This window comes from Actinomadura rubrobrunea NBRC 15275 (genome assembly GCF_001552235.1).
Taxonomy (GTDB): domain Bacteria; phylum Actinomycetota; class Actinomycetes; order Streptosporangiales; family Streptosporangiaceae; genus Spirillospora; species Spirillospora viridilutea.
In genome coordinates this window covers 1-21,301 of the sequence record NZ_BCQU01000113.1, presented here as the reverse complement: position 1 = coordinate 21,301, position 21,301 = coordinate 1, and the positions used below count along the sequence as shown (strand labels likewise).

Below are 21,301 nucleotides of genomic sequence, written 5' to 3'. Positions count from 1 at the left end.
CGCCGGGGAGCGCTGCGCGCCGCGCTCGGCCGCGACCTCGGCCCGCGGCGGCTCGTCGCCGCCCGCGGCCGACACGACGGCCACGGCCGCCACGCCCATCAGCGCCAGCGAGGCCGCCCCGGCCCCGGCGGCCTGCAGTTTGCGCCTGCCCGACTCCCCCAGCGCCTCCTTGACCATCCGGTCCAGTCGGACGGCCAGCTCGGACGGCGGCTTGGCGTGCCTGCCACGCGCGTGCTTCGGGCGAGCCTTGGTCACGCGCCGCACTCTACAGGCACTTCGCCGAAGGTTCCGGCCAGACGGGACAACGCGGGAGCGCCCGGTCCCGGCCCGGTCCCGGCGTCCGGTCGCGGACGCTTCGCCGCGGCCGGACGCGTCGCCGAGCCGGAGGGCCGTTACGGAAGGCCGGCGACCAGCTCGGACAGCGGCTTGCGGCGGCCGGTGTAGAACGGGATCTCGTGGCGGACGTGCAGCCGGGCCTTCGCCCCGCGCAGGTGCCGCATGAGGTCGACGATGCGGTGCAGCTCGTCGGCCTCGAACGCCAGGATCCACTCGTAGTCGCCGAGGGCGAAGGAGGCGACGGTGTTGGCGCGCACGTCCGGGAAGCTCCGGGCCATCTGGCCGTGCTCGGCGAGCATGGCGCGGCGCTCCTCGTCCGGCAGCACGTACCAGTCGTAGGACCGGACGAAGGGGTACACGCACACGTAGGAGCGCGGCTCCTCCTCCGCCAGGAACGCCGGGATGTGGCTCTTGTTGAACTCTGCCGGGCGGTGCAGCGCCATCACCGACCACACCGGCTCGCTGGCGCGGCCCAGCGCGGTGCGCCGGAACCGGGAGTAGACCTCCTGCAGGTCGTCGGAGCTGGGGGCGTGCCACCAGAACATGTAGTCGGCGTCGGCCCGCAGGCCGGCGACGTCGTAGACCCCGCGGGTGGTCACGCCCTTCTGGGCGGCCTGGTCGAGCAGGTCCTGCACCTCGGCGGCGTGGCCCTCGGCGACCTCACCGGGCGTCCTCACCCGGAAGACCGACCACATCGTGTAGCGGATCACCTGGTTCAGGTCGCGCGCCTTGGGCTTGCTCGCCTTCTCCGTTGCCATGTCTCAATTCTCCCCGACTGTCGAGATGTTCCAGCACCCGGGTCGCGGCCGCGCGGGCGGTGGCGATGCACGCGGGGACGCCGAGACCGTCGTACGCGGCGCCCGCCACGGCCAGGCCCGGCTGCCCCGCCACGGCGGCGCGGATGCGGGCCACCACGTCGGCGTGCCCCACGTTGTACTGGGGCAGGCCGCCGCCCCAGCGCGTCACGCGGGACGCGACGGGCAGCTCGGTGAGCCCGCAGGTGGCGGCGAGCTCGGTGACGGCCGCGGCCCGCAGGTCCTCGTCGTCGCGCTGGAGCGTGTGCTCCTCTCCGTACCGGCCCAGGGAGCAGCGCACGGCGATGAGGTCGGGTGCGTTTCGCCGCAGGTGCGGCCACTTGATCGAGCTGAAGGTGACGGCCTTGACGTCCCGGTTCTCCACCGCGGGGACCAGGTAGCCGCTGACGCGCGGCAGGCGGGGGAACGCGCTCACCGGGTAGACGAGCGTGACGATCGCCATGCTGGCGTAGTCGATGCGGGCCAGCTCCCGGGACGCGGCGGGCACCTCGTCCGCGAGCAGCCGGGCGGCCGGTGCGGCGGGCACCGCCACCACCACCGCGTCGGCCTCGAGGTACTCGGGGTCGCGCGCCGGGCCGACGGTGAGCCGCCACCCGGTGGGCGTGCGGCGCAGCTCCCGGACCATGGCGTCGGTGCGGATCGTCCCGCCCTCCGCGGTGATCGCGTCGGCCACCAGGTGCGGCAGGGCGCCCAGCCCGTCCGGGAGGCTGGCGAACACCGGGCCGGTGTTGTCCGAGGCGCCCTGCCGGAGGCCGCGGACCGCGGCGATCAGCGACCGGTGGCCGCGGGACGCCGCGGCGACCGACGCCATCGTCGCCTCGAACGACAGCTTCTCGACGCGTCCGGCGTACACGCCGCCCAGCAGCGGCTCGACGAGCCGGTCCACCGCCTCGCGGCCCAGGCGGGCGCCCACGTAGTCGGCCACCGACACGTCCGCGGCGCCCCGCGGCGTGGCCGGGAGCACCAGGTCGAGCGGCACGCGGGCCAGTCCCTTCGGGGACAGCACCTGCGCGCGGGCCAGCGCCGCAAGGTCGGTCGGCACCCCCATGACCTGCCCGGACGGCAGGGGCCGCAGCGCGCCGTGGCTGAAGATCGCCGACGAGGTGGTGCCCGGGTGCACCAGGTCGCCGGCCCGGCCCAGGTCGCGCACCAGTTCCAGGCCTTCGGGGCGGCGCGCCAGCATCGACTCGGCGCCCTCGTCCACCGGCAGCCCGGCGATCTCGCTGACCCGCAGCTTGCCGCCGATCCGGGGGGAGCCCTCCAGGACGGTCACCCGCGCCCCGCCGCGCAGCAGCAGCCGGGCGGCGGCCAGACCCGTGATGCCGCCGCCGATCACGACGGCGTGCGGCCGCCGTGCGTTCACCTCCCGCTCGGTCATGCCTCCACCATTCCAGATGGGTCGGCGGAACCCGCAGCGGGGTGGCCTTAGCGGATCATCGCGCGGCGGCGCGGCGGGTCAGGACGCGGACGCCTCGTGGACGAGGTCGGCCAGGCGGGCCAGCACGTCCGGATCGGTGGACGGCAGCACGCCGTGGCCGAGGTTGAACACGTGCCCCTCGGCGGTGCGGCCCCGGGCGAGCACGTCCCGCGCGCGCGCCTCGATCACGTCCCACGGGGCGAGCAGCAGCGCCGGGTCGAGGTTGCCCTGCAGGGCCTTGCCCGGCTCCACGCGGTGGACGGCGTCGTCGAGCGGGACCCGCCAGTCGACGCCGATCACGTCGGCGCCCGCCTCCCCCATCAGGCCCAGCAGCTCGCCGGTGCCGACGCCGAAGTGGATGCGCGGGACTCCCAGCGGCTCCAGCGCCTGGAAGATGCGGCGGGTGTACGGCAGCACCGAGGCCCGGTAGTCCTGCGGGCCGACCGCGCCCACCCAGGAGTCGAACACCTGGATCGCGCTCGCCCCGGCCTCGACCTGCACCGTGAGGAAGTCGATGGTGATGTCGGCCAGCCGCCCCATCAGCCGGTCCCACAGCCGCGGCTCGCCGTACATCATGGCCTTGGTGCGGTCGTGGTTCTTCGACGGACCGCCCTCGATCAGGTACGAGGCGAGCGTGAACGGCCCGCCCGCGAACCCGATCAGCGGGGTGGCGCCGAGCTCGCCGACGAGCCCGCGCACCGCCTCGGCCACGAACGGCACGTCGTCGGGCGTCAGGCGGCGCAGCCGGTCCACCCCGGCCGCGTCCCGGATCGGGTCGGCGATCACCGGGCCGACGCCCGGCTTGATGTCCAGGTCCACGCCGACGGCCCGCAGCGGGACGACGATGTCGCTGAAGAAGATCGCGGCGTCCACCGCGTACCGGCGCAGCGGCTGCAGGGTGATCTCGATGATCATGTCGGGGCGGGCGCACGCCTCGAGCATCGGCACGCCCTCGCGCACCCGCAGGTACTCCGGCAGCGAGCGGCCCGCCTGCCGCATGAACCACACCGGCGTGTAGGGCACGGGCTGGCGGCGGCAGGCCCTCAGGAAGGGGCTGTCCTGCAGCCCTGGGGCGGCGTCCTTGGAACCAACGGCGTCTACGACCACATGTGAGATGGTCCCACGAACGCCCCCGCGGGGGCGCACCGCCCCGCGCAACAGGGCCGAACGTCCCCGGTTCGAACCTCGCCGGCCGGATCGGGCACGATCGGGGGCGTCGCCGTGGCGGCGACGAAGTTCCGGACACGCCGAGCGAAGTCCCGCATTCTGTCACCGCCTCATGCGAACGTGATCCGTGTCATAGCCCGAGGGAGGTCTCCGTGTACTGCTCCACCTGCGGTGACGAACGCCTCTTCGAGCAGCCGCCCTGCCCCGACGGGCACGGCGCGGACTGCCCCGAGAGGGTCTGCACCGAGTGCGGAGCCGCGCTGCTGGTCGGCCTGCCGGCCGGATCCGCCGGCACCGCCGCCCCGTCGACGGGCGCATCGGCGGCCCCGGCTTCCGCCGTGTCCGCCGCCCCCGCCGGGACCTCCTCCGACCTGTCCGCCACCGGCCGCGTCGCGTACCAGCGGGCCGTAGCCTGACGTCGCGCGCCCCCGATCCGAAACCTGTGCTGTGCCTCTGTCTCCGCCTCAACCCCCCGTCGCCGCGTACGGCGCCGCGACGAGCCGCCTGCACCGCGCCCCGGTGCGGGGCCGCCATCTCGGCGGTCCGGTCATGACCGTCCCCGAGCCGTTCCGGCGGGCCCGCGACACGCTGCGCGCGTTCCTGGCGGGCGAGCCGATCCGTCCCGAGCTCGACCTGGAGGAGATGCCCGCCCCGCAGCGGCTGGCGCCCTACGCGGCCGCCCTGTCCGGCAGCGTCTACCGGGACGTCGGGGCCGACGCCGAAACCGAGGTCGCCACGGGCCGCCTGATCGTGCTGTACGACCCCGAGGGCCGCAACGGCTGGACCGGCGGCTTCCGCGTCGTCGCCTACATCCGGGCCGACCTGGAGCCGGAGATCGCCGCCGACGAGCTGATCGGCTCGGTGGCCTGGAGCTGGCTGCTGGAGGCCCTGGAGCCCGCCGGGTACGCGGGCGTGTCCGGCACCGTCACCCGGGCGGTGTCGGAGAGCTTCGGCGACAAGCGCGGCGAGCCGTCCACCACCGAGCTGGAGCTGCGCGCCTCCTGGTCCCCCACCGGCGACGATCTGACCGGGCACGTGCTGGCCTGGTGCCAGGTGATGTGCACCACGGCGGGCCTGCCGCCGGCCGGAGTGAGCGCGCTGCCGGATCGTCCGGGCGGATCCGGACACTGAGCGACGTACGGTAGGGGACGTGGGAAGCACAGCGTCCGAGACCGAAGCCGCCGACGAGGGCCCGGCGGAGGCACGTCCAGCCGTGACGTCCGCCGCGGCGGCCGCCGATCAGCAGTCCGCCTCCATCTCGCCCGCCCCGGAGCCGTCCGTTCCGGAACCGTCCGGTGACGGCGCCGGCGGGCGGTCCGCCGGCGCCGCCGACCGGGCCGTGCACGCCGCCGGCACCGCGCCCCCGCGCGGCGCCGTGCCGCTGCTGGAGCCCCGGGACGGCGTGCCGCCGGTGGTCGCCACCGCCGCCGGATTGGAACGTGTCATCGCCGCGTTCGCGGCCGGCACCGGACCGGTCGCCGTGGACGCCGAGCGGGCCTCCGGCTACCGGTACGGGCAGCGCGCCTATCTCATCCAGCTGCGCCGCCGCGGCGCGGGCACCGCGCTGATCGACCCGGTGGCGCTGCCGGACCTGTCCGGCCTGGACGCCGCGCTGGACGGCGCCGAGATCGTGCTGCACGCCGCCACCCAGGACCTGCCCTGCCTGGCCGAGGTCGGCATCCGCCCGCGCCGCCTGTTCGACACCGAGCTGGCCGGGCGGCTGCTGGGCTATCCGCGCGTCGGGCTCGGCTCGATGGTGGAGAACGTCCTCGGCTTCACGCTGGAGAAGGGGCACTCGGCGGCCGACTGGTCGACCCGTCCGCTGCCGGAGGACTGGCTGCGGTACGCGGCGCTGGACGTCGAGCTGCTGGTGGAGCTGCGCGACGCCCTCGAGGACCAGCTGCGCGCGGCGGGCAAGCTGGAGTGGGCGCTGGAGGAGTTCGCGGCGATCCTGGCCACGCCGCCCAAGCCGCCGCGGCCCGACCCGTGGCGCCGCACGTCCGGCATCCACCGCGTGCGCACCCGGCGGGCCCTGGCGGTGGTCCGCGAGGTGTGGAACACCCGCGACCGGATCGCCCGGGAACGCGACCTGTCCCCGGGCCGGGTGCTGCAGGACGCGGCGATCATCGAGCTGGCGCAGCACCAGCCCGGCACCCCGGCCGACCTGCAGGCCCTGCCGTCGATGCGCAACCGCGGCGCCCGCCGCCACCAGTCGGCGTGGCTGCGGGCGGTGTCGCGGGCGCGGTCCCTGCCCGACCGGGCGCTGCCGGACGCCAGCGTCCCCGGCGAGGGCCCGCCGCCGGCGCACCGCTGGGCCGAACGCGACCCGGCGGCGGCCAAGCGCCTGGCCGCCGCGCGCGCCGTGGTGGCGGCGCTGGCCGACGAGCACACCATGCCGACCGAGAACCTGCTCCAGCCCGACTGCGTGCGGCGGCTGGCGTGGTCGCCGCCCGCCGAGGCGACCGCGGAGGCGGTCGGCGCGGCGCTGCGCAAGCTCGGCGCCCGCCAGTGGCAGGTGAGGCTGGTGGCCAAACCGCTGGCCAAGGCGTTCCAACGGCTGGAGACCAAGGGCGAGCTGTAGCCCTGGGGCGAAGGCCGCCTCGCGGCCCGCGGGACGTCCTTCGCCCCCGAGATCACCAGCCGGTCTTGCCGCCCATGGCCAGGGCGAGCTTGCGGTACGGCTCGGCCTCGGCGGGGCGGCTCTGCCGCTCGAGCGTCCGGGCCAGCGCCTCGTGCGCCCACGCGTCGTCCGGCGCGAGCTCCAGCAGCCGCCGGAACGCCCGCTCGGCCCGGCGGAGCTGCGCGGAATGGAAGTAGCAGCGCGCGAGCAGCTCGACGACCGCGCGGTTGTCCGGCTGCTGCTCGGCCAGCGGTTCGAGGATGCGGGCCGCCGCGGCCGGGTCGCGCAGCTCGAAGTGCATGCGGGCGCGCTCGAACGCCTCGTACTGCCCGTACCGGTCCATGGCAGTGGGCAACGACGCGCGGCCCGCCGTTTGTTCCGCGGGCCCGCGGCTCACAGGTCGGGGAGCGGGTCGCGGGGCAGGCTGTCGCGGTCGAAGATCTCGGCGTCGGCGGCGTTGATGACGGGCACGTACTGGTCGTCCACCTCGAACCAGGCGCCGGCGAACTCGAACTCGGCGCCCGCCCCGCTCTCCACCGGGCCGATGCGGGTGCCGCGCGGGTAGCTCCCCCAGACGCTCTTCGGCTTGGCCCGCCCGAGCCCGCCGGTGCAGATCACCGTGACCTGGTCCTCGGTGACGACGAAGAGGAATCCCGCGCCGCCGCCGGCCGCCGTCGCCGGAAAGATGTACCGGATGTCGGTGTCGAGGCCGAGGAACTCCCGGCAGCGCTCGCGGACCGGACGGGACACGGGCATGGCGGGACACCTCCCCCGGACAACGGTCGGAAGATTGCCCCATGATGCACCGTTATGTCAGACCGTGGCCAGGGCCGCCGTCGGCGACAGCCGCGCCGCCCGCGCCGCGGGGTACAGCCCGGCCGCCGTGCCGATCGCCAGGGTCGCGGCGACCGCCCCGCCGAGCGCCCACGCCGGCACGACCGGCGGCCAGCCCCGGTACAGGGCGAAGACCACGGTGACCGCCGCGCCCAGCACCGCCCCCGCCGCGCCGCCGAACGCCGACAGCAGCAGCGACTCGGCCAGGAACTGGACGCGCACCTGCCCGCGGGTGGCGCCCAGCGACCGGCGCAGCCCGATCTCGCGGCGCCGCTCCAGCACCGAGATCACCATGGTGTTGGCGACGCCGACCCCGCCGACCAGCAGCGCCACCGCGCCCAGTCCGAGCAGCAGCCCGGTGAACGCGCCGGAGGCGGCGGCCTTGGCCTGCAGCGCGTCGGAGGGGCGGCTCACCTCCACCTCCTCCGGGTGCTCCGGGTTGACGGTGCGGGCGAGCACGGCCCGCACGTCCTCCACCGCCGCGTCCGCCGACCGCGCGTAGATCGTCGTCGGATGCCCGTCGAAGCCGAGGTACCGCGCCGCCGCGTCCCAGCCGACCAGCGCCGACCGGTCGATCTCGGGCGCCAGTTCGGCCGTGTCGAGCACGCCGAGGACGGTGAACCAGCGCCCGCCGATCCACACCCGGACGCCGACCCGGTCGACGCCCAGCCGCGCGGCCGCCTCCGCGCCGAGCACCACGCCCGGGTAGCGGCCGGTGGCCGCGTTCAGCCAGGCCCCCGTGCGGACGCCGGTCTTCAGGGTGCGCGGCAGGTCGACGGTGGCGGCCCGCACGGCGATGCCGCCGGTGATCTCCTCGGGGATGCGGTCGGTGCGGCGCACCGACGCGTCGACGGTCCCCGTGGCGGCGACCGACGTGACCGGGCCGATCCGCGCGACCATGGCCGGGGCCGCCTCCGGCAGCCGGGCCCGCTCGCCGAACAGCGTGTCGCCCGGCTGAGCGGTCAGCAGGTTGGTGCCGAGCCGGTCGAGCCGCCGCATCAGGTCCTCCCGGCTGGACGAGGAGATCCCGATCACCGCGACCATCGTGGCGATGCCGATCGCGATGCCCAGCGCCGACAGCACCACCCGGGTCCGCCGCGTCCGCAGCCCCGCCAGCCCGACCCGCACCACGTCCGGCGCGCTCAGCCGGGCCGCGACCAGCCGCTCCGTGTCCCCGGCGCGCCTCATCGGACGGACACCCCCGCCCGTTCGTCGGCGACGATCCGGCCGTCGCGCACGCGCACCCGCCGGGGCGTCCACGCGGCCACGTCGCGGTCATGGGTGATGATCACGACGGTGGTCCCGGCGTCGTGCAGGGCGCCGAGCAGCCGCAGCACCTCGCCGCCCGCCGCGCTGTCCAGGTTTCCGGTGGGCTCGTCGGCCAGCAGCAGGTCCGGGTCCCCGACGACGGCGCGCGCCACCGCGACCCGCTGCCGTTCGCCGCCCGACAGCTGGTGCGGCCTGTGGCCGGCGCGCCCGCCCAGGCCGACGCGCTCCAGGGCCTCGGCGGCGCGGCGCCTGCGTTCGCGCAGCGGGACGCCGCTGTAGAGCAGCCCGTCGGCCACGTTGTCCAGCGCGGTCACGCCGTCGGCGAGGTGGAACGCCTGGAACACGAACCCGATGTGCCGCGCCCGCAGCGCCGACAGCTCCCGGTCGCCCAGGTCGGCGACCTCGTGCCCGGCGATCCGCACCCGCCCTGCGGTGGGCCGGTCCAGCGTGCCGATGATGTGCAGCAGCGTCGACTTGCCCGACCCCGACGGGCCGACGATCGCGGTCAGCTCGCCCCGTTCGATCACCAGGTCGACGCCGCGCAGCGCCGTGACGCCGCCCGGATACTCCTTGGTGACCCCTTCCAACTCCACGATCGTCATTTCGCGGGCACCCCGACCTTCATGCCCTCGCGGAGCCCGGCCCCGCTGACCTCCACGCGGCCGCCGCCGAACGCCCCGGTCTCGACGGGCAGGATCCGCCGCGCCGCGCCGTCGACGACCTCCACGCCGAAGCCGCCCTCGCGCAGCGCCAGCAGCGCCTCGACCGGCACCGACAGGACGTTCTTCCGCCGTTCGCTGGTCAGCTCCACCGTCACCGGCGCCTGGTCGAGCCCGCCGGTGCGGGCGCCCTCGTCCAGGGTGATCTCGACGTCGACGGTGGTCTTCTGGTCCTGCTGGCCGGCGGTCTGCTGGCCGCCGGTCCGCTCGGCGACGGAGCCGACGGAGGACACCGTGCCGGTGACGCGCCGCCCGCCGGGCAGCTCGACCGTGACGCGGTCGCCCTTCGTCGCCAGGTCCTGCTTGTCGGCCTCGAGATCCACGTGGACGATGCGGCGCGTGCTGGTGACGGTCAGCACCGGCTGCCCGGGGGCCGTCCGCGCGCCCTTGGGGGCCTTGACCTCCTTGACGCGGACGACCCCGGGCAGGAACACCACCTGCGCCGGATCCACCCGGCCGGTCTGCGGCAGGCCCCGATCGTCCTGCCACCTGCGGACCGCGTCCGCCGTCGCAGAGGTGAACGTTTTGTCCACGGTCACGTCGTAGCCGAGGGCGTCGAGGTTGCGTTCGAGCTGTTCGACGTCCGCGCCCTCGCTTCCCACCGACAGGGTCCGGTACATCGGCAGGTCTCCGTACATCAGTGTCACGGGGCGGTTGTCGACGCGCAGCAGGCTCGCGCCCCGGCGGATCTTCCGTCCCTGCGCGGGCGCCGCCGTGACGACCCCGGACGCCCCGGTCCGCACGGTCTCCTCGCCGTCGAAGGTCAGGGTCCCGTCCACCTTCTCGGTGTCGACGAGGTCTCCCCTGGTGACCTGCGCGGTCGCGAGCGCGGCTCCGTCCTGGGCCGACGCCCCGCCGTCGTCACCGCCGCCCAGAGCCAGCACGGCAGCGCCGCCGCCCGCCGCGACGACCACGACGGCACCCACGACGATCCTCTTGGCCTTCATCGCCGCGCCCCCGGCAGCAGGTGCCTGCACGCCTCACGCGCCTTGTCCAGCCGGGACCTGTCGATCTTGCCCTCCGGCAGGCGGAACGAGCCGTCCGGGTCGGGATCGGGGATGTCGACGCCCTGCTGCCGCATGCACTGCGCGAACTCGGTGTACTGGTCGCGCACCTTGGGGTCCTTCAGGTCGGGGATCCTGCCCCCTGCCATCAGATACGGCCGGCACTTCTCCATGGCGTCCTGAAGCCTGTCGCGATCGACGCCCTTGACCGCGAGCCGCATCCCCTTCAAATCACCGCCCTGGGGGTCCGGGACGTTGACGCCGTTCGCCCGCATGCACCGGGCGAACTGGAGCATCGCGTCGTCAGGGTCCAGCGACTTCGACGGCGACGCCGACGCCTTAGCCGCCGCTGATCCTCCGGCGCTGGCCACCTGCGCGCCGCCGTCCTCACCCCCACAGGCCGCCGCACCGGCCATCACCATGATCAGGACGGCCGCCACTCGAGTTCTCATCACATGACCTCCTCACCAAGAGCCCACGCCCCCAGCGAGAAGCCATCACAGCCACTCAAGGGTTAAACCCGCATTAGGCGCCCCCTCTGAGCGGCTGAGCGGCTGTGTCCCTGGCCTGGACCGCTGGCGCTTCTGCCTTCGCGTCAGTCAGATCAGCCCGCGGTGAGTTCCTTGGCTGCTGGGTCTCTTATTCCAAAGCGACAACGATGTGCCCTGTCGGGCGCGGAATCCATCACGTTCGCGGCCGTTCATCAGCCCTTGTACGTGCAGCGGAGGAGCAAGGCGACTGGGATACGGCCATCTCATTGATCAGATCTGTTGCCGAGTGCGACAGCCCGGATGACCTGAAGGCTGATGCGCATCTGTGGCACATGGACCTGCTCGCGAGGGCAGGGCGACTTGATGAGCTCGCCACGCGAGGTGAAACCGATCGGCATGCGCAACGCCGCTTGGATCGGTTGTTGTACGAAGAAGATCGAGATAGCGAGCTACGGCATCGCGCTCTCCATGGAGACAAGTACGCCTTGTATCTTCTTGTGCGCCTGCTTCGCGAGCGAGGCGAGCAGGCTGCCGCCCAGCGAGCGGTCGCTGAGATCGACGAGACCAACGCTTATGCGTGGCAGTTGGCGAATGAACCCTCTGCCCGCTGACTGCCCGCCTCTGGCGACCTGACGGGGACCACAATCCATGCATCCGGACGAACAGGGGACGACCGATCGTCGCCGGTCAGGTGATGATCGGCTGTGAAGCCTCAGCGTAGTGGTGGCGTCTGTAGGGGATGCGGTCCTTGGTCCCCACGTTCCACTCGCGACCACAAGGCGATCATGCAACACACACATCAGCCGCGCGGCCATCGCGCCGGAAGCTTTCGCGCCGCACCCGGCCGCCTCGATGTCAGCGCTCGCGAGCCTCGACGTGAGTCGGTGTCGCTTCGAGAATTCGGACCATTTCCCTCACGCCGTGATCGACACGGTCGGATACCGATCAGGCCGAGCGCACACTCTGCGATGTCACCATTGTCGGGTGACCGCCTGTGGCCATCCGGACGTCCATCGGACCACGGCGGCCTTGTGGGCGATCTGGGCGCCTGTGGCGGGGGCGATCGCGAAGTCGCCGAACATCGTGGTGGCGCGCAGGTGTGAGGCGGCGGCCCACAGTGCTCGGCGCCGCGTGGTTCCGGCCGCATGGACGCAGTGCGCGGCTATCACCGCCGCAGCGAACGCCTGGGCCGCCGGATAGTCGGGGGCGGCTCCCGTCCTTTTCCGATAGGCCTCGATGAAGGCCCTCTCCCCCAGGCCGAGATCCGGTGTGCGGGTGCGCCCTGGGAACCACTGCCCTACCCCGTAGATCCCGCGGGGGTCGTCGATCACGTCGCCGAACTCGCGCACGCCCGCCGCCACCGCGCACAAGGTCGTCGGCGGGTCGTGCAGGCGCCGGGCCGCGCGCACCGTCTGGACGTCCTCGTCGAAGGACCCGGCGCACAGCAGCCCCCAAGGAGCTGGTTCGCCCTGCTCAGGTAGCCGTCCGACGCCGGCGACGCCGATGCGCGCCGTCCGGGCCGCCGCTTCGGCGCCCCGGGCGACCTGCCTGCCGAATCGGCCCTTGCCATGGACGATCCACAGCCGCGCGCATGCGTCCGTGTCCGCGAGGTGCCGCACGAACGGATCGCCGTACCGGCTCGCCGGCGTCGGCACCGAGACGACGTGACCGGGATGGGCCGTCTGGACGTCGTCCCCCGATCCGCCGTGGTTCCAGACCAGCCGGTCGAGGTCGGCGGCGAGGTCGCCGGCGGCCCGCATCAGGTCCGTCGAATAGGGGCCCAGCAGCACATCGCAGCCGGCGGCGATGTCTCGGAAAGTCGTACGGAGACGCTCACGGTCGCCCCGGTCGTCGTCAATCCGCACGTCGACACCGCCGTCGAACGCTTCCCACACCCGCAGCGCGGCCGCGGCCTGGCGACCGAACCGGGCATATCTCCCGGTCAGCGACAGGCACGCGCCCACGCGCAATCGGCTCACGGCCGCCCCATGCCCGGCCTCGCGCCCTCGACTCCCCGCGGTCAGCACGGATGCCGCGGCACAGCGCGCCACCAGCCGATCGAGATCGCCGGCGGCCCGCGTGAGGCGTCCTGAATCCGCACGTCAGCGCCGCCGTTGAGCGCTTCCTACGCCTGGGCGTATCTCCGCGTGAACGACAAGGACGCACCCACGCGCAGTCGGTCAAGGACGTTGCATGACCGCCTCGCCCCTATCCGGCTCCCCGCGGTCAGCGGGGTGCTGGGAGTTCAGGCAGCGGCTCCTCCGATTGCAGTCCAGCCACGACCTGTGTGGGGCCCGGAGCGTGCCCGAAGGCGCGAAGCCGCGCGGTCAGCCGTCCCAGCGCTCGCCGGTGAGGCGTTCGTAGACGTCGATGTAGCGGGCGCGGGTCGCGTCCACGATCTCCTGCGGGATCTCCGGGCCGGGGGGCGTGCGGTCCCAGTCGAGGGTGCTGCTCCAGTCGCGGACGAACTGCTTGTCCAGGGAGTGCTGGGGACGGCCGGGCTGATACTCGTCGGCGGGCCAGAAGCGGGACGAGTCGGGGGTCAGCACCTCGTCGGCGAGGACGAGCGAGCCGTCGGGGGCGCGGCCGAACTCCAGCTTGGTGTCGGCGATGATGATGCCCCGTTCGGCGGCCAGTTCGGCGCCGCGCCGGTAGACCTCCAGGGTGACGTCGCGGAGCCGGGCCGCGGTGTCGGCGCCGATCTGCTCCGCCACGTCGGCGTAGGTGATGAACTCGTCGTGCCCCTCGGCGGCCTTCGTGGTCGGGGTGAGGATCGGTTCCGGCAGTTTCGACGCCTCGACCAGGCCGGGCGGCAGCGTCACCCCCGAGACGGTCCCGTTCTTCTCGTACTCCTTCAGGCCGAGGCCCGTCAGGTAGCCGCGCGCGATCCACTCCACCGGCAGCATGGTCAGGCGGCGGCAGCGGATGGCGCGTCCGCGCCACTCGTCGGGCACGTCGGTCGCCGAGATCACGTGGTTGGGGATGATGTCGGCGAGCCGCTCGAACCACCACAGCGACAGCCGCGTGAGGATCTTGCCCTTGTCGGGGATCGGGGTGGGCAGCACCACGTCGTAGACGCTCACCCGGTCGGAGGCGACCAGAATCAGGTCGTCGCCGTCGGCGTAGACGTCGCGGACCTTGCCCGAATGGATCAGTTCCATGGTGTTTCCCCAGCTCCCCTTGTGTTCGCCAGCCACCCGAAATGTACTCGCCGTGCCCGGCCGCCTCCCCTCCGGGGACCGTGCTGCGGCTTACCGCGGTTTAACCCCCGGCGGGACATGCTCGGGGGCATGCGGGTGTTGGTCGTGGAGGACGAGCGGTTGCTGGCCGACACGATCGCCGAGGGGCTGCGGGAGCAGGCCCTGGCGGTCGACGTGGCCTATGACGGGGACGCGGCGCTGGAGCGCGCCTCCTACACCGAATACGACGTGATCGTGTTGGACCGTGACCTGCCCACCGTGCACGGCGACGAGGTGTGCCGGGAGCTGGTGGCGCAGTCCTACGGCGGGCGGATCCTCATGCTGACCGCCGCCGGGGACGTGGACCAGCGGGTGGCGGGCCTGGCGCTCGGCGCCGACGACTACCTTCCCAAGCCGTTCGTCTTCGACGAGCTGCTGGCGCGGGTGCGGGCGCTGGCGCGCCGCGCGGTGCGGCCGGTGCCGCCGGTGCTGGAACGGGCGGGCATCCGGCTCGACCCGCACCGGCGCGAGGCGACCCGGGACGGACGGCCGCTGCGGCTCACGAAGAAGGAGTTCACCGTGCTGGAGGAGCTGCTGCGGGCCGAGGGCGGGGTGGTCAGCGCCGAGCGGCTGCTGGAACGGGCGTGGGACGAGAACATCGACCCGTTCAGCAACGTCGTCCGCGTCACCATGGCGACGCTGCGCCGCAAGCTCGGCGATCCCCCGGTCATCGAGACCGTCACGGGATCGGGGTACCGGCTATGAACCGGATGCGGCTCAGTGTGCGGGTTCGCCTGACGCTGGTGTACGGGGCGTTGTTCATGGTGACGGCGGGGGCGCTGGTGGCCGTCACGTACTGGTTGACGGCGCGGGCGATCGACGCCCGGTTCAGGGTGCCCTCCGAGACCTCGGACGCCTTCGTACGGGGGCTCGCCGAGGGCGCGTGGCCCCTGCGGCTGGATCAGCTCATGGCGCTGCGGCAGGAGGCCGAGCGGCAGATGGCCGAGCAGAAGCGCGAGGTGCTGGCGCAGCTGCTGCAGAGCTGCCTGCTGACGCTGCTGGTGGTGGGCGTGCTGGCCATCGTGATCGGGTACATCGTGGCGGGGCGGATGCTGCGTCCGCTGCACCGGGTGACGGCGACGGCGCGGCGGCTGTCGGAGAGCACCCTGCACGAGCGGATCGCGCTGGACGGCCCCCGCGACGAGATCAAGGACCTCGCCGACACGTTCGACCACATGCTGGACCGGCTGCACCGGGCGTTCGACGCCCAGCGCCGGTTCGTGGCCAACGCCTCCCACGAGCTGCGCACCCCGCTGACGATCAACCGGACGGTGCTGGAGGTCGCGCTGGCCAGCAGCAAGAACCCGCCGGAGACCAAGGCGCTGGCGGACGTGCTGCTCGGCAACACCGCGCGGCACGAGCGGCTGATCGAGGGGCTGCTGATGCTGGCGCGCAGCGAGCGCGAGCTGGACACCCGCACCGAGACTCCGCTGCCGGACGTGGTGCGCAGCGCCGTGGACCAGCTCGGGGAGCAGGCCGCCGACAAGGACCTGACCGTGGAGGTGGACGCCCGGCCGGCGACGGTGCTCGGCGACCCGGTGCTGCTGGAGCGGTGCGCGGTCAACCTGGTCGAGAACGCGGTGAAGTACAACGTCCCCGGCGGGCGGGTCTGGGTGTCGACCGGGCGGGAGGACGGCGCGGCGGTGCTGCGGGTCGCCAACACCGGCCGCGCCGTGCCGTCGTACGAGGTCGGCGCGATCTTCGAGCCGTTCCGGCGGCTGCGCGGCGACCGGGTCGGGTCCGCCGAGGGCGCGGGGCTGGGGCTGTCGATCGTCGCGGCGGTGGTGCGGGCGCACGGCGGCGTGATCGACACGCGGCCGCGTCCCGAGGGCGGCCTCGTCATCACCGTGCGGCTGCCCGCCGTTCCCGCCGCCGTCCCGGCGGGAGCGGGTGTGCGGAACGGCGCGCCATCAGTGGTTACTGACGAGTAGGATGGGCATGGTTACCCGCGAGTAGCCGGGGCCGTCCGGTGCCCGGCGCCGTGATCATCCGAGGAGGACGACCGTGCCCCGTACCGCACGCGACGTCGTGTTCGTGGACGGCGTACGCACGCCGTTCGGCAAGGCGGGCCCGAAGGGCCTGTACGCCGAGACCCGGGCGGACGACCTGGTCGTCCGCGCCATCCGCGAGCTGATGCGCCGCAATCCGTCGCTGCCGCCCGAGCGGGTGGACGAGGTGGCGATCGCGGCGACCACCCAGACCGGCGACCAGGGCCTGACCATCGGACGGGCCGCCGCCGTGCTGGCCGGGCTGCCCAAGAGCGTGCCCGGATACGCGATCGACCGCATGTGCGCGGGCGCGATGACCGCCGTCACCACCACCGGTTCGAGCATCGCCTTCGGCGCCTACGACGTCGCGATCGCGGGCGGCGTCGAGCACATGGGCCGTCACCCGATGGGCGAGGGCGTCGACCCCAACCCGCGCTTCCTGGCCGAGAAGCTGGTCGACCCGTCCGCGCTGGTCATGGGCGCCACGGCGGAGAACCTGCACGACCGGTTCCCGCAGATCACCAAGGAGCGGGCCGACGCGTACGCGATGCGCAGCCAGCAGAAGGCGGCCGCCGCCTACGCCGCGGGCAAGATCCAGCCGGACCTGGTGCCGACCGCGGTCCGCTCGGCCGAGAAGGGCTGGGGCCTGGCCACCGAGGACGAGCCGCTGCGCCCCGACACCACGATGGAGGGCCTGGCCGGCCTGAAGACGCCGTTCCGGGTGGCGGGCAAGGTGACGGCGGGCAACTCCGCCGGGCTCAACGACGGCGCCACCGCCTGCCTGCTGGCCGCCGAGGACGTGGCCCGCGAGCTCGGGCTGACCCCGCGCATGCGGCTGGTGGACTTCGCCTTCGCCGGGGTGGAGCCGGAGGTCATGGGCGTCGGCCCGGTCCCGGCCACCGAGAAGCTGCTCGCCCGCAACGCCCTCACCATGGACGACATCGGCCTCATCGAGATCAACGAGGCGTTCGCCGTGCAGGTGCTGGCGTTCCTGGAGCACTTCAAGATCGCCGACGACGACCCGCGGGTGAACCCGTGGGGCGGCGCGATCGCGATGGGCCACCCGCTGGCCTCCTCCGGCGTGCGGCTGATGAACCAGCTGTCGCGGCTGTTCGAGGAGCGCACCGACGTCCGCTACGGCCTGACCACCATGTGCGTCGGCATGGGCATGGGCGGCACCGTCCTGTGGGAGAACGTGAACTGGGAGGGCGCCAAGTGAGCAGCGTGGAGATGTGGCGCTCGCTGCTGGCGAGCGAGGACCGAGCCGCGGACGAGGTGGTCACGCACGCCCGCGTCCGCGACGTGCAGCTGCCGTACGGCGCCGGCCGGGCGGCGCTCATCACCCTCGACAACGGGCACGACCACACCAAGCCCAACACCTTCGGGCCGCGCGGTCTGCTCGAGCTGAACGACGCCCTCGACCAGGTCGCCGGGCGCGACGACATCGTCGCCGTCGCGGTCACCGGCAAGCCGTTCATCTTCGCCGTCGGCGCCGACCTCAAGGGCGTCAACGCGCTGAAGAGCAAGGACGAGGCCCGGGCCATCGCCCGGCTCGGGCACGACGTGTTCCGGCGCCTCGGCGAGCTGCGCGTCCCGACGTTCGCCTACATCAACGGCGCGGCCATGGGCGGCGGCGTGGAGATCGCGCTGCACTGCACCTACCGGACGATCTCCTCCTCGGTCCCGGCGCTGTCGCTGCCGGAGGCGTTCCTCGGCCTGGTGCCCGGGTGGGGCGGCACGTACCTGCTGCCCAACCTGATCGGCGCCGAGAACGCCCTCAAGGTCATCATCGAGAACCCGCTGGCGCAGAACCGGCAGCTCAAGGGGCCGCAGGCGTACGAGCTGGGCATCGCCGACGCCATGTTCGACCCGGCCGACTTCCTGGAGGAGTCGCTGGCCTGGACCGCCCGGGTGCTCAAGGGCGAGGTCGCCGTCGAGCGCCGGCCCGTCGACAAGGGCAAGGCGTGGGACGACGCCGTCGCGCAGGCCCGGTGGACCGTCGAGGGCAAGCTGCACGGGGCCGCGCCGTCGTACGTGCGGGCCCTGGACCTGGTGGCCGCGGCCAAGGACCGCACCCGCGACGAGGGCTTCGCCGCCGAGGACGACGCGCTGGCCGACCTCATCATGAGCGACGAGCTGCGCGCCGGGCTGTACGCGTTCGACCTCACCCAGAAGCGCGCCAAGAAGCCGGCCGGGGCGCCCGACAAGAGCCTGGCGCGTCCCGTCACCAAGGTCGGCGTGGTCGGCGCGGGCCTGATGGCGAGCCAGCTGGCGCTGCTGTTCGCCCGCCGCCTGGAGGTTCCGGTCGTGATGACCGACCTGGACCAGGAGCGGCTCGACAAGGGCGTCGGCTACGCGCACGGCGAGATCGACAAGCTGCTGGCCAAGGGCCGGGTGTCGGCCGACAAGGCGGCCCGGCTCAAGTCGCTGATCACCGGGTCGCTGTCCAAGGACGCGTTCGCCGGCGCCGACTTCGTGATCGAGGCCGTCTTCGAGGAGATGTCGGTCAAGCAGAAGGTGTTCGCCGAGGTCGAGGCCGTGGTCTCGGACGAGTGCGTGCTGGCCACCAACACCTCCTCGCTGTCGGTCACCGAGATGGCGTCCAAGCTGCGGCGCCCCGAGCGGGTCGTGGGCTTCCACTTCTTCAACCCGGTCGCGGTGCTGCCCCTGCTGGAGATCGTCCGCGGGGAGCGGACCGACGACGCCGCGCTGGCCACCGCGTTCGCCGTCGGCAAGCAGCTGAAGAAGTCCTGCGTGCTGGTCAAGGACGCGCCGGCGTTCGTGGTCAACCGGATCCTGGTGCGGCTGCTCGCCGAGATCGTCAAGGCGGTCGACGAGGGCACGCCGATCGAGGTCGCCGAGCGCGCCGCCGCCCCGCTGGGCCTGCCGATGCCGCCGTTCGTGCTGATGGGCCTGGTCGGACCGGCCATCGCGCTGCACGTCAACGAGACGCTGCACGCCGCCTTCCCGGACCGCTTCCCGCTGTCGGAGAACCTGGCCAAGATGGTCGCCGCCGGCAAGACGAGCGTGTACCGGCCCGACTTCACCCTCGATCCGGAGGTCGTGGAGATCTTCTCCGGGGGCGACGCGCCGTCCACCGAGGAGCAGGTGCTGGCGCGGGCGCTGCGGGCCCTGGCCGAGGAGATCCGGATCATGCTGGACGAGGGCGTGGTCGGCGCGCCGCAGGACATCGACCTGTGCATGATCCTCGGCGCGGGGTGGCCGTTCCACCTGGGCGGCATCACCCCGTACCTGGACCGCACCGGCATCTCGGAGGAGGTGAACGGCGCCCGCTTCCTGGAGCCGGGCGTCGCGTCCCTCCCGCGCTGACGGATCCGCGCGACGGACGGATCGGCCGAGTGGGGAGGTGCCCCTGTCCTGGAGGGCAGGGGCACCTCCCCACTCCTCGTTCTTACTGTCACCTGGTGGACACGTGAGCCTGTGAGCCATGTCATTTCGCGGGCGCCGTGGGCACAATGGCCGACATGACACCTGGTGCGCGCGTCGCGGTCGTCGGTTCCGGGCCCGCGGGCCTGTACGCCGCCGAAGCCCTGGTCAAGCAGTCCGGCGGGGACGTCCAGGTGGACGTGTTCGACCGGCTGCCGACGCCCTACGGGCTGGTCCGCTACGGCGTCGCGCCCGACCACAAGTCCATCAAGTCGATCGCCCGCTACCTGCAGCGCGTGCTGGAGCACCCGGCCGTGCGGTTCTTCGGCCGCGTCGAGTTCGGCCGCGACCTGACCCGCGCCGACCTGCTGGAGTGCTATGACGCGGTCGTCTACGCCACCGGCGCCATGGTGGACCGGCGCCTCGGCGTGCCCGGCGAGGACCTGCCCGGCAGCGTCGCCGCCACCGACTTCGTCAACTGGTACTGCGGCCACCCCGACGCCGCCGACCACCGCTTCGACCTGTCGGTCGAGGAGGTCGCGGTGATCGGCGTGGGCAACGTCGCCGTCGACGTGGTGCGGATCCTGGCCAAGAGCGCCGACGAGCTGCGCGACACCGACGTCCCCGAGCACGTGCTGGCGGCGCTGGCCGGCAGCCGGGTCCGCCGCATCCACATGATCGGGCGGCGCGGCCCGGCGCAGGCCAAGTTCACCACCAAGGAGCTGCGCGAGCTGGGCGAGCTGCCGCACGCCGAGATCCACGTCAGCCCCGACGACCTGCGGCTCGACCCGGCGAGCGCGGCGCTGGCCGAATCCGACCGGCACGTGCGCGGCAACGTCGCGGTGCTGGGCCGCTGGACGGACGAGCCGCCCGGCGCCAAGCCGCGCCGCATCGACGTGCGGTTCTGGCGCGCGCCGCGCGAGATCCTCGGCGCCGGCCGCGTCGAGGCGCTGCGGCTGGAGCGCACCCGGCTCGGCGACGACGGCCGCGTCACCGGCACCGGCGAGTACGAGACGCTGCCGGTCGGGATGGTGCTGCGCTCGGTCGGCTACCAGAGCGTCCCCCTGCCCGGCGTGCCGTTCGACGACCGCGCCCACGTCGTGCCGAACCGGGGCGGGCGCATCCTCGCGCCCGACGGCTCCCCGGTGCCCCGCGAGTACGTGGCGGGCTGGATCAAGCGCGGCCCGACCGGCGTGGTCGGCACCAACAAGTCCGACGCCGCCGAGACCGTCGCGAACCTGCTGGCCGACCTGGCCGCCGACCGGGAGCCGCCGGCCCGCAAGATCGAGGAGCTGCTGGCGGAGCGCGCGCTGCCGGTGGTGACCTACGACGACTGGCTCAACCTGGACGCCGCGGAGAGGGCGCTGGCCAGGTCGCTGAACCGGGGCGAGCGCGTCAAGCTGGCCCGCTGGGACGCGATGCTCGCCGCCTGCCGCCCGTCCTGACGGGGCGCCCGCGCCCCGCCGTCGTCCGACCGCGTCGCGTCGACGCGCGCGTCGATCTCGGTCCGACACCGCCGGAACGCGCAAGAGTTTCGGCTCAGCGCGAAAAACCGTGCAGGAAACCAGTGACGAGACCGTGACGTTGGCGCTACCGTGCGCCTGTGACCGGCGGTCCAGAACTGTACGGATTCCCCCCGCCCGCCGCGCTGCCCGACCTGAGGTGGCTCGGCCCGGACTACGTCTCCCTGCTGGTGCACGACCTGACCCGGGGCCTTCTACGGCAGGATGCGGGGACGCGCGTCATGGGCATCCGCTGCGACGGCGAGCCCGAGCTCACGGCCACGGTCGATCCGGCCGGGTACATCCGCGCGCACGAAGCGTGCTTCCCTCTCCAGGTGTTCCTGCAGGACGGCACGGGGCGGCCGTGGCGCCTGCGCGGACGGTGGACCTATTCCGGCCGAGATCTCGGCACCGCCGCCGCCACCGTCACGCATTCGTGGCGGCTGCTGTCCGCCGACGGCGTCTGACCCGGTCGGGTCGCGGCGCGGCGGCGCGCCGCGACCGGCGGCCTCC

22 protein-coding genes are annotated in these 21,301 nt (G+C 73.5%); 10 read left to right on the top strand and 12 right to left on the bottom strand.

Going from position 1 to position 21,301, the window contains the following annotated elements; genetic code table 11:
- The 4 genes from AR3_RS25740 to hemE form a co-directional block, all read right to left on the bottom strand.
- On the bottom strand, positions 1-255 hold a 255-nt coding region (locus tag AR3_RS25740; RefSeq protein ID WP_157406777.1), incomplete at its 3' end, for a hypothetical protein.
- A gap of 137 nt (positions 256-392) precedes the next feature.
- Positions 393-1,094 carry a hydrogen peroxide-dependent heme synthase gene (hemQ, locus tag AR3_RS25735; RefSeq protein WP_067917706.1) on the bottom strand — a complete coding sequence of 234 codons (702 nt, stop codon included), beginning with the start codon at positions 1,092-1,094 and terminating at the stop codon, positions 393-395.
- Complete coding sequence (gene hemG, locus AR3_RS25730) at positions 997-2,529, bottom strand: protoporphyrinogen oxidase (RefSeq protein ID WP_067917698.1); 1,533 nt, start codon at positions 2,527-2,529, stop codon at positions 997-999. Before hemG ends, hemQ begins: the two co-directional genes overlap by 98 nt.
- Positions 2,530-2,607: 78 nt before the next feature.
- Positions 2,608-3,675: a uroporphyrinogen decarboxylase gene (gene hemE, locus AR3_RS25725; RefSeq protein ID WP_083951995.1), complete on the bottom strand. Its 1,068-nt coding sequence runs from the start codon at positions 3,673-3,675 to the stop codon at positions 2,608-2,610.
- A 212-nt stretch (positions 3,676-3,887) separates the two neighbouring features.
- Between hemE and AR3_RS25720 the strand changes: the two genes are divergently transcribed.
- The 3 genes from AR3_RS25720 (at position 3,888) to AR3_RS25710 (ending at position 6,316) form a co-directional block, all read left to right on the top strand.
- Positions 3,888-4,151, top strand: coding sequence for a hypothetical protein (locus tag AR3_RS25720; protein WP_067917693.1), 264 nt, complete (start codon positions 3,888-3,890; stop codon positions 4,149-4,151).
- A gap of 133 nt (positions 4,152-4,284) precedes the next feature.
- Positions 4,285-4,866 carry a DUF3000 domain-containing protein gene (locus AR3_RS25715; protein WP_067917704.1) on the top strand — a complete coding sequence of 194 codons (582 nt, stop codon included), beginning with the start codon at positions 4,285-4,287 and terminating at the stop codon, positions 4,864-4,866.
- A gap of 208 nt (positions 4,867-5,074) precedes the next feature.
- Positions 5,075-6,316, top strand: a complete 1,242-nt coding sequence (locus AR3_RS25710; RefSeq protein ID WP_169803890.1) for a ribonuclease D — start codon at positions 5,075-5,077, stop codon at positions 6,314-6,316.
- Between the two features lie 52 nt (positions 6,317-6,368).
- Here AR3_RS25710 and AR3_RS25705 read toward each other — a convergent pair whose 3' ends face one another.
- From AR3_RS25705 to AR3_RS25680, 6 genes are read right to left on the bottom strand one after another with little or no spacing between them, the layout of a single operon-like run.
- The gene (locus AR3_RS25705) at positions 6,369-6,698 is read right to left on the bottom strand and encodes a tetratricopeptide repeat protein (protein ID WP_067917691.1); all 330 of its coding nucleotides are present in this window, start codon (positions 6,696-6,698) and stop codon (positions 6,369-6,371) included.
- Between the two features lie 50 nt (positions 6,699-6,748).
- On the bottom strand, positions 6,749-7,111 hold the full coding sequence (locus AR3_RS25700; protein ID WP_067917689.1) for a hypothetical protein: 363 nt from the start codon (positions 7,109-7,111) through the stop codon (positions 6,749-6,751).
- A gap of 57 nt (positions 7,112-7,168) precedes the next feature.
- The gene (locus tag AR3_RS25695) at positions 7,169-8,377 is read right to left on the bottom strand and encodes an ABC transporter permease (RefSeq protein ID WP_067917687.1); all 1,209 of its coding nucleotides are present in this window, start codon (positions 8,375-8,377) and stop codon (positions 7,169-7,171) included.
- A complete protein-coding gene (locus AR3_RS25690) occupies positions 8,374-9,060 on the bottom strand; it encodes an ABC transporter ATP-binding protein (protein ID WP_067917685.1) in 687 nt (228 codons plus the stop codon). Before AR3_RS25690 ends, AR3_RS25695 begins: the two co-directional genes overlap by 4 nt.
- A complete protein-coding gene (locus AR3_RS25685) occupies positions 9,057-10,154 on the bottom strand; it encodes a peptidoglycan-binding protein (RefSeq protein WP_227023040.1) in 1,098 nt (365 codons plus the stop codon). Before AR3_RS25685 ends, AR3_RS25690 begins: the two co-directional genes overlap by 4 nt.
- The gene (locus AR3_RS25680) at positions 10,121-10,633 is read right to left on the bottom strand and encodes a hypothetical protein (RefSeq protein WP_146150211.1); all 513 of its coding nucleotides are present in this window, start codon (positions 10,631-10,633) and stop codon (positions 10,121-10,123) included. Before AR3_RS25680 ends, AR3_RS25685 begins: the two co-directional genes overlap by 34 nt.
- Positions 10,634-10,938: 305 nt before the next feature.
- Between AR3_RS25680 and AR3_RS30870 the strand changes: the two genes are divergently transcribed.
- Positions 10,939-11,283, top strand: coding sequence for a hypothetical protein (locus AR3_RS30870; protein ID WP_146150212.1), 345 nt, complete (start codon positions 10,939-10,941; stop codon positions 11,281-11,283).
- A 360-nt stretch (positions 11,284-11,643) separates the two neighbouring features.
- Here AR3_RS30870 and AR3_RS25675 read toward each other — a convergent pair whose 3' ends face one another.
- Both AR3_RS25675 and AR3_RS25670 read right to left on the bottom strand, forming a co-directional pair.
- Positions 11,644-12,651 (bottom strand): ABC transporter substrate-binding protein, encoded by a 1,008-nt coding sequence (locus tag AR3_RS25675; protein WP_169803889.1) that lies wholly within the window; start codon positions 12,649-12,651, stop codon positions 11,644-11,646.
- Positions 12,652-12,999: 348 nt separating this feature from the next.
- Positions 13,000-13,833 (bottom strand): phosphoribosylaminoimidazolesuccinocarboxamide synthase, encoded by an 834-nt coding sequence (locus AR3_RS25670; RefSeq protein ID WP_067917677.1) that lies wholly within the window; start codon positions 13,831-13,833, stop codon positions 13,000-13,002.
- 129 nt (positions 13,834-13,962) lie between these two features.
- Here AR3_RS25670 and AR3_RS25665 point away from each other — a divergent pair, with 129 nt between their 5' ends.
- From AR3_RS25665 to AR3_RS25640, 6 genes are all read left to right on the top strand, one after another.
- On the top strand, positions 13,963-14,616 hold the full coding sequence (locus AR3_RS25665) for a response regulator transcription factor (RefSeq protein WP_067917676.1): 654 nt from the start codon (positions 13,963-13,965) through the stop codon (positions 14,614-14,616).
- A gap of 5 nt (positions 14,617-14,621) precedes the next feature.
- Entirely contained in the window at positions 14,622-15,842 is a 1,221-nt protein-coding gene (locus AR3_RS25660; protein WP_083951999.1) for a sensor histidine kinase, read from the top strand.
- A gap of 73 nt (positions 15,843-15,915) precedes the next feature.
- Positions 15,916-17,118 (top strand): thiolase family protein, encoded by a 1,203-nt coding sequence (locus tag AR3_RS25655; protein WP_067917674.1) that lies wholly within the window; start codon positions 15,916-15,918, stop codon positions 17,116-17,118.
- 11 nt (positions 17,119-17,129) lie between these two features.
- On the top strand, positions 17,130-19,229 hold the full coding sequence (locus AR3_RS25650; protein ID WP_067917700.1) for a 3-hydroxyacyl-CoA dehydrogenase NAD-binding domain-containing protein: 2,100 nt from the start codon (positions 17,130-17,132) through the stop codon (positions 19,227-19,229).
- Between the two features lie 155 nt (positions 19,230-19,384).
- Complete coding sequence (locus tag AR3_RS25645; protein WP_083951997.1) at positions 19,385-20,731, top strand: FAD-dependent oxidoreductase; 1,347 nt, start codon at positions 19,385-19,387, stop codon at positions 20,729-20,731.
- 158 nt (positions 20,732-20,889) lie between these two features.
- Positions 20,890-21,255, top strand: a complete 366-nt coding sequence (locus tag AR3_RS25640; protein ID WP_067917671.1) for a hypothetical protein — start codon at positions 20,890-20,892, stop codon at positions 21,253-21,255.
- Positions 21,256-21,301 lie beyond the last annotated feature (46 nt).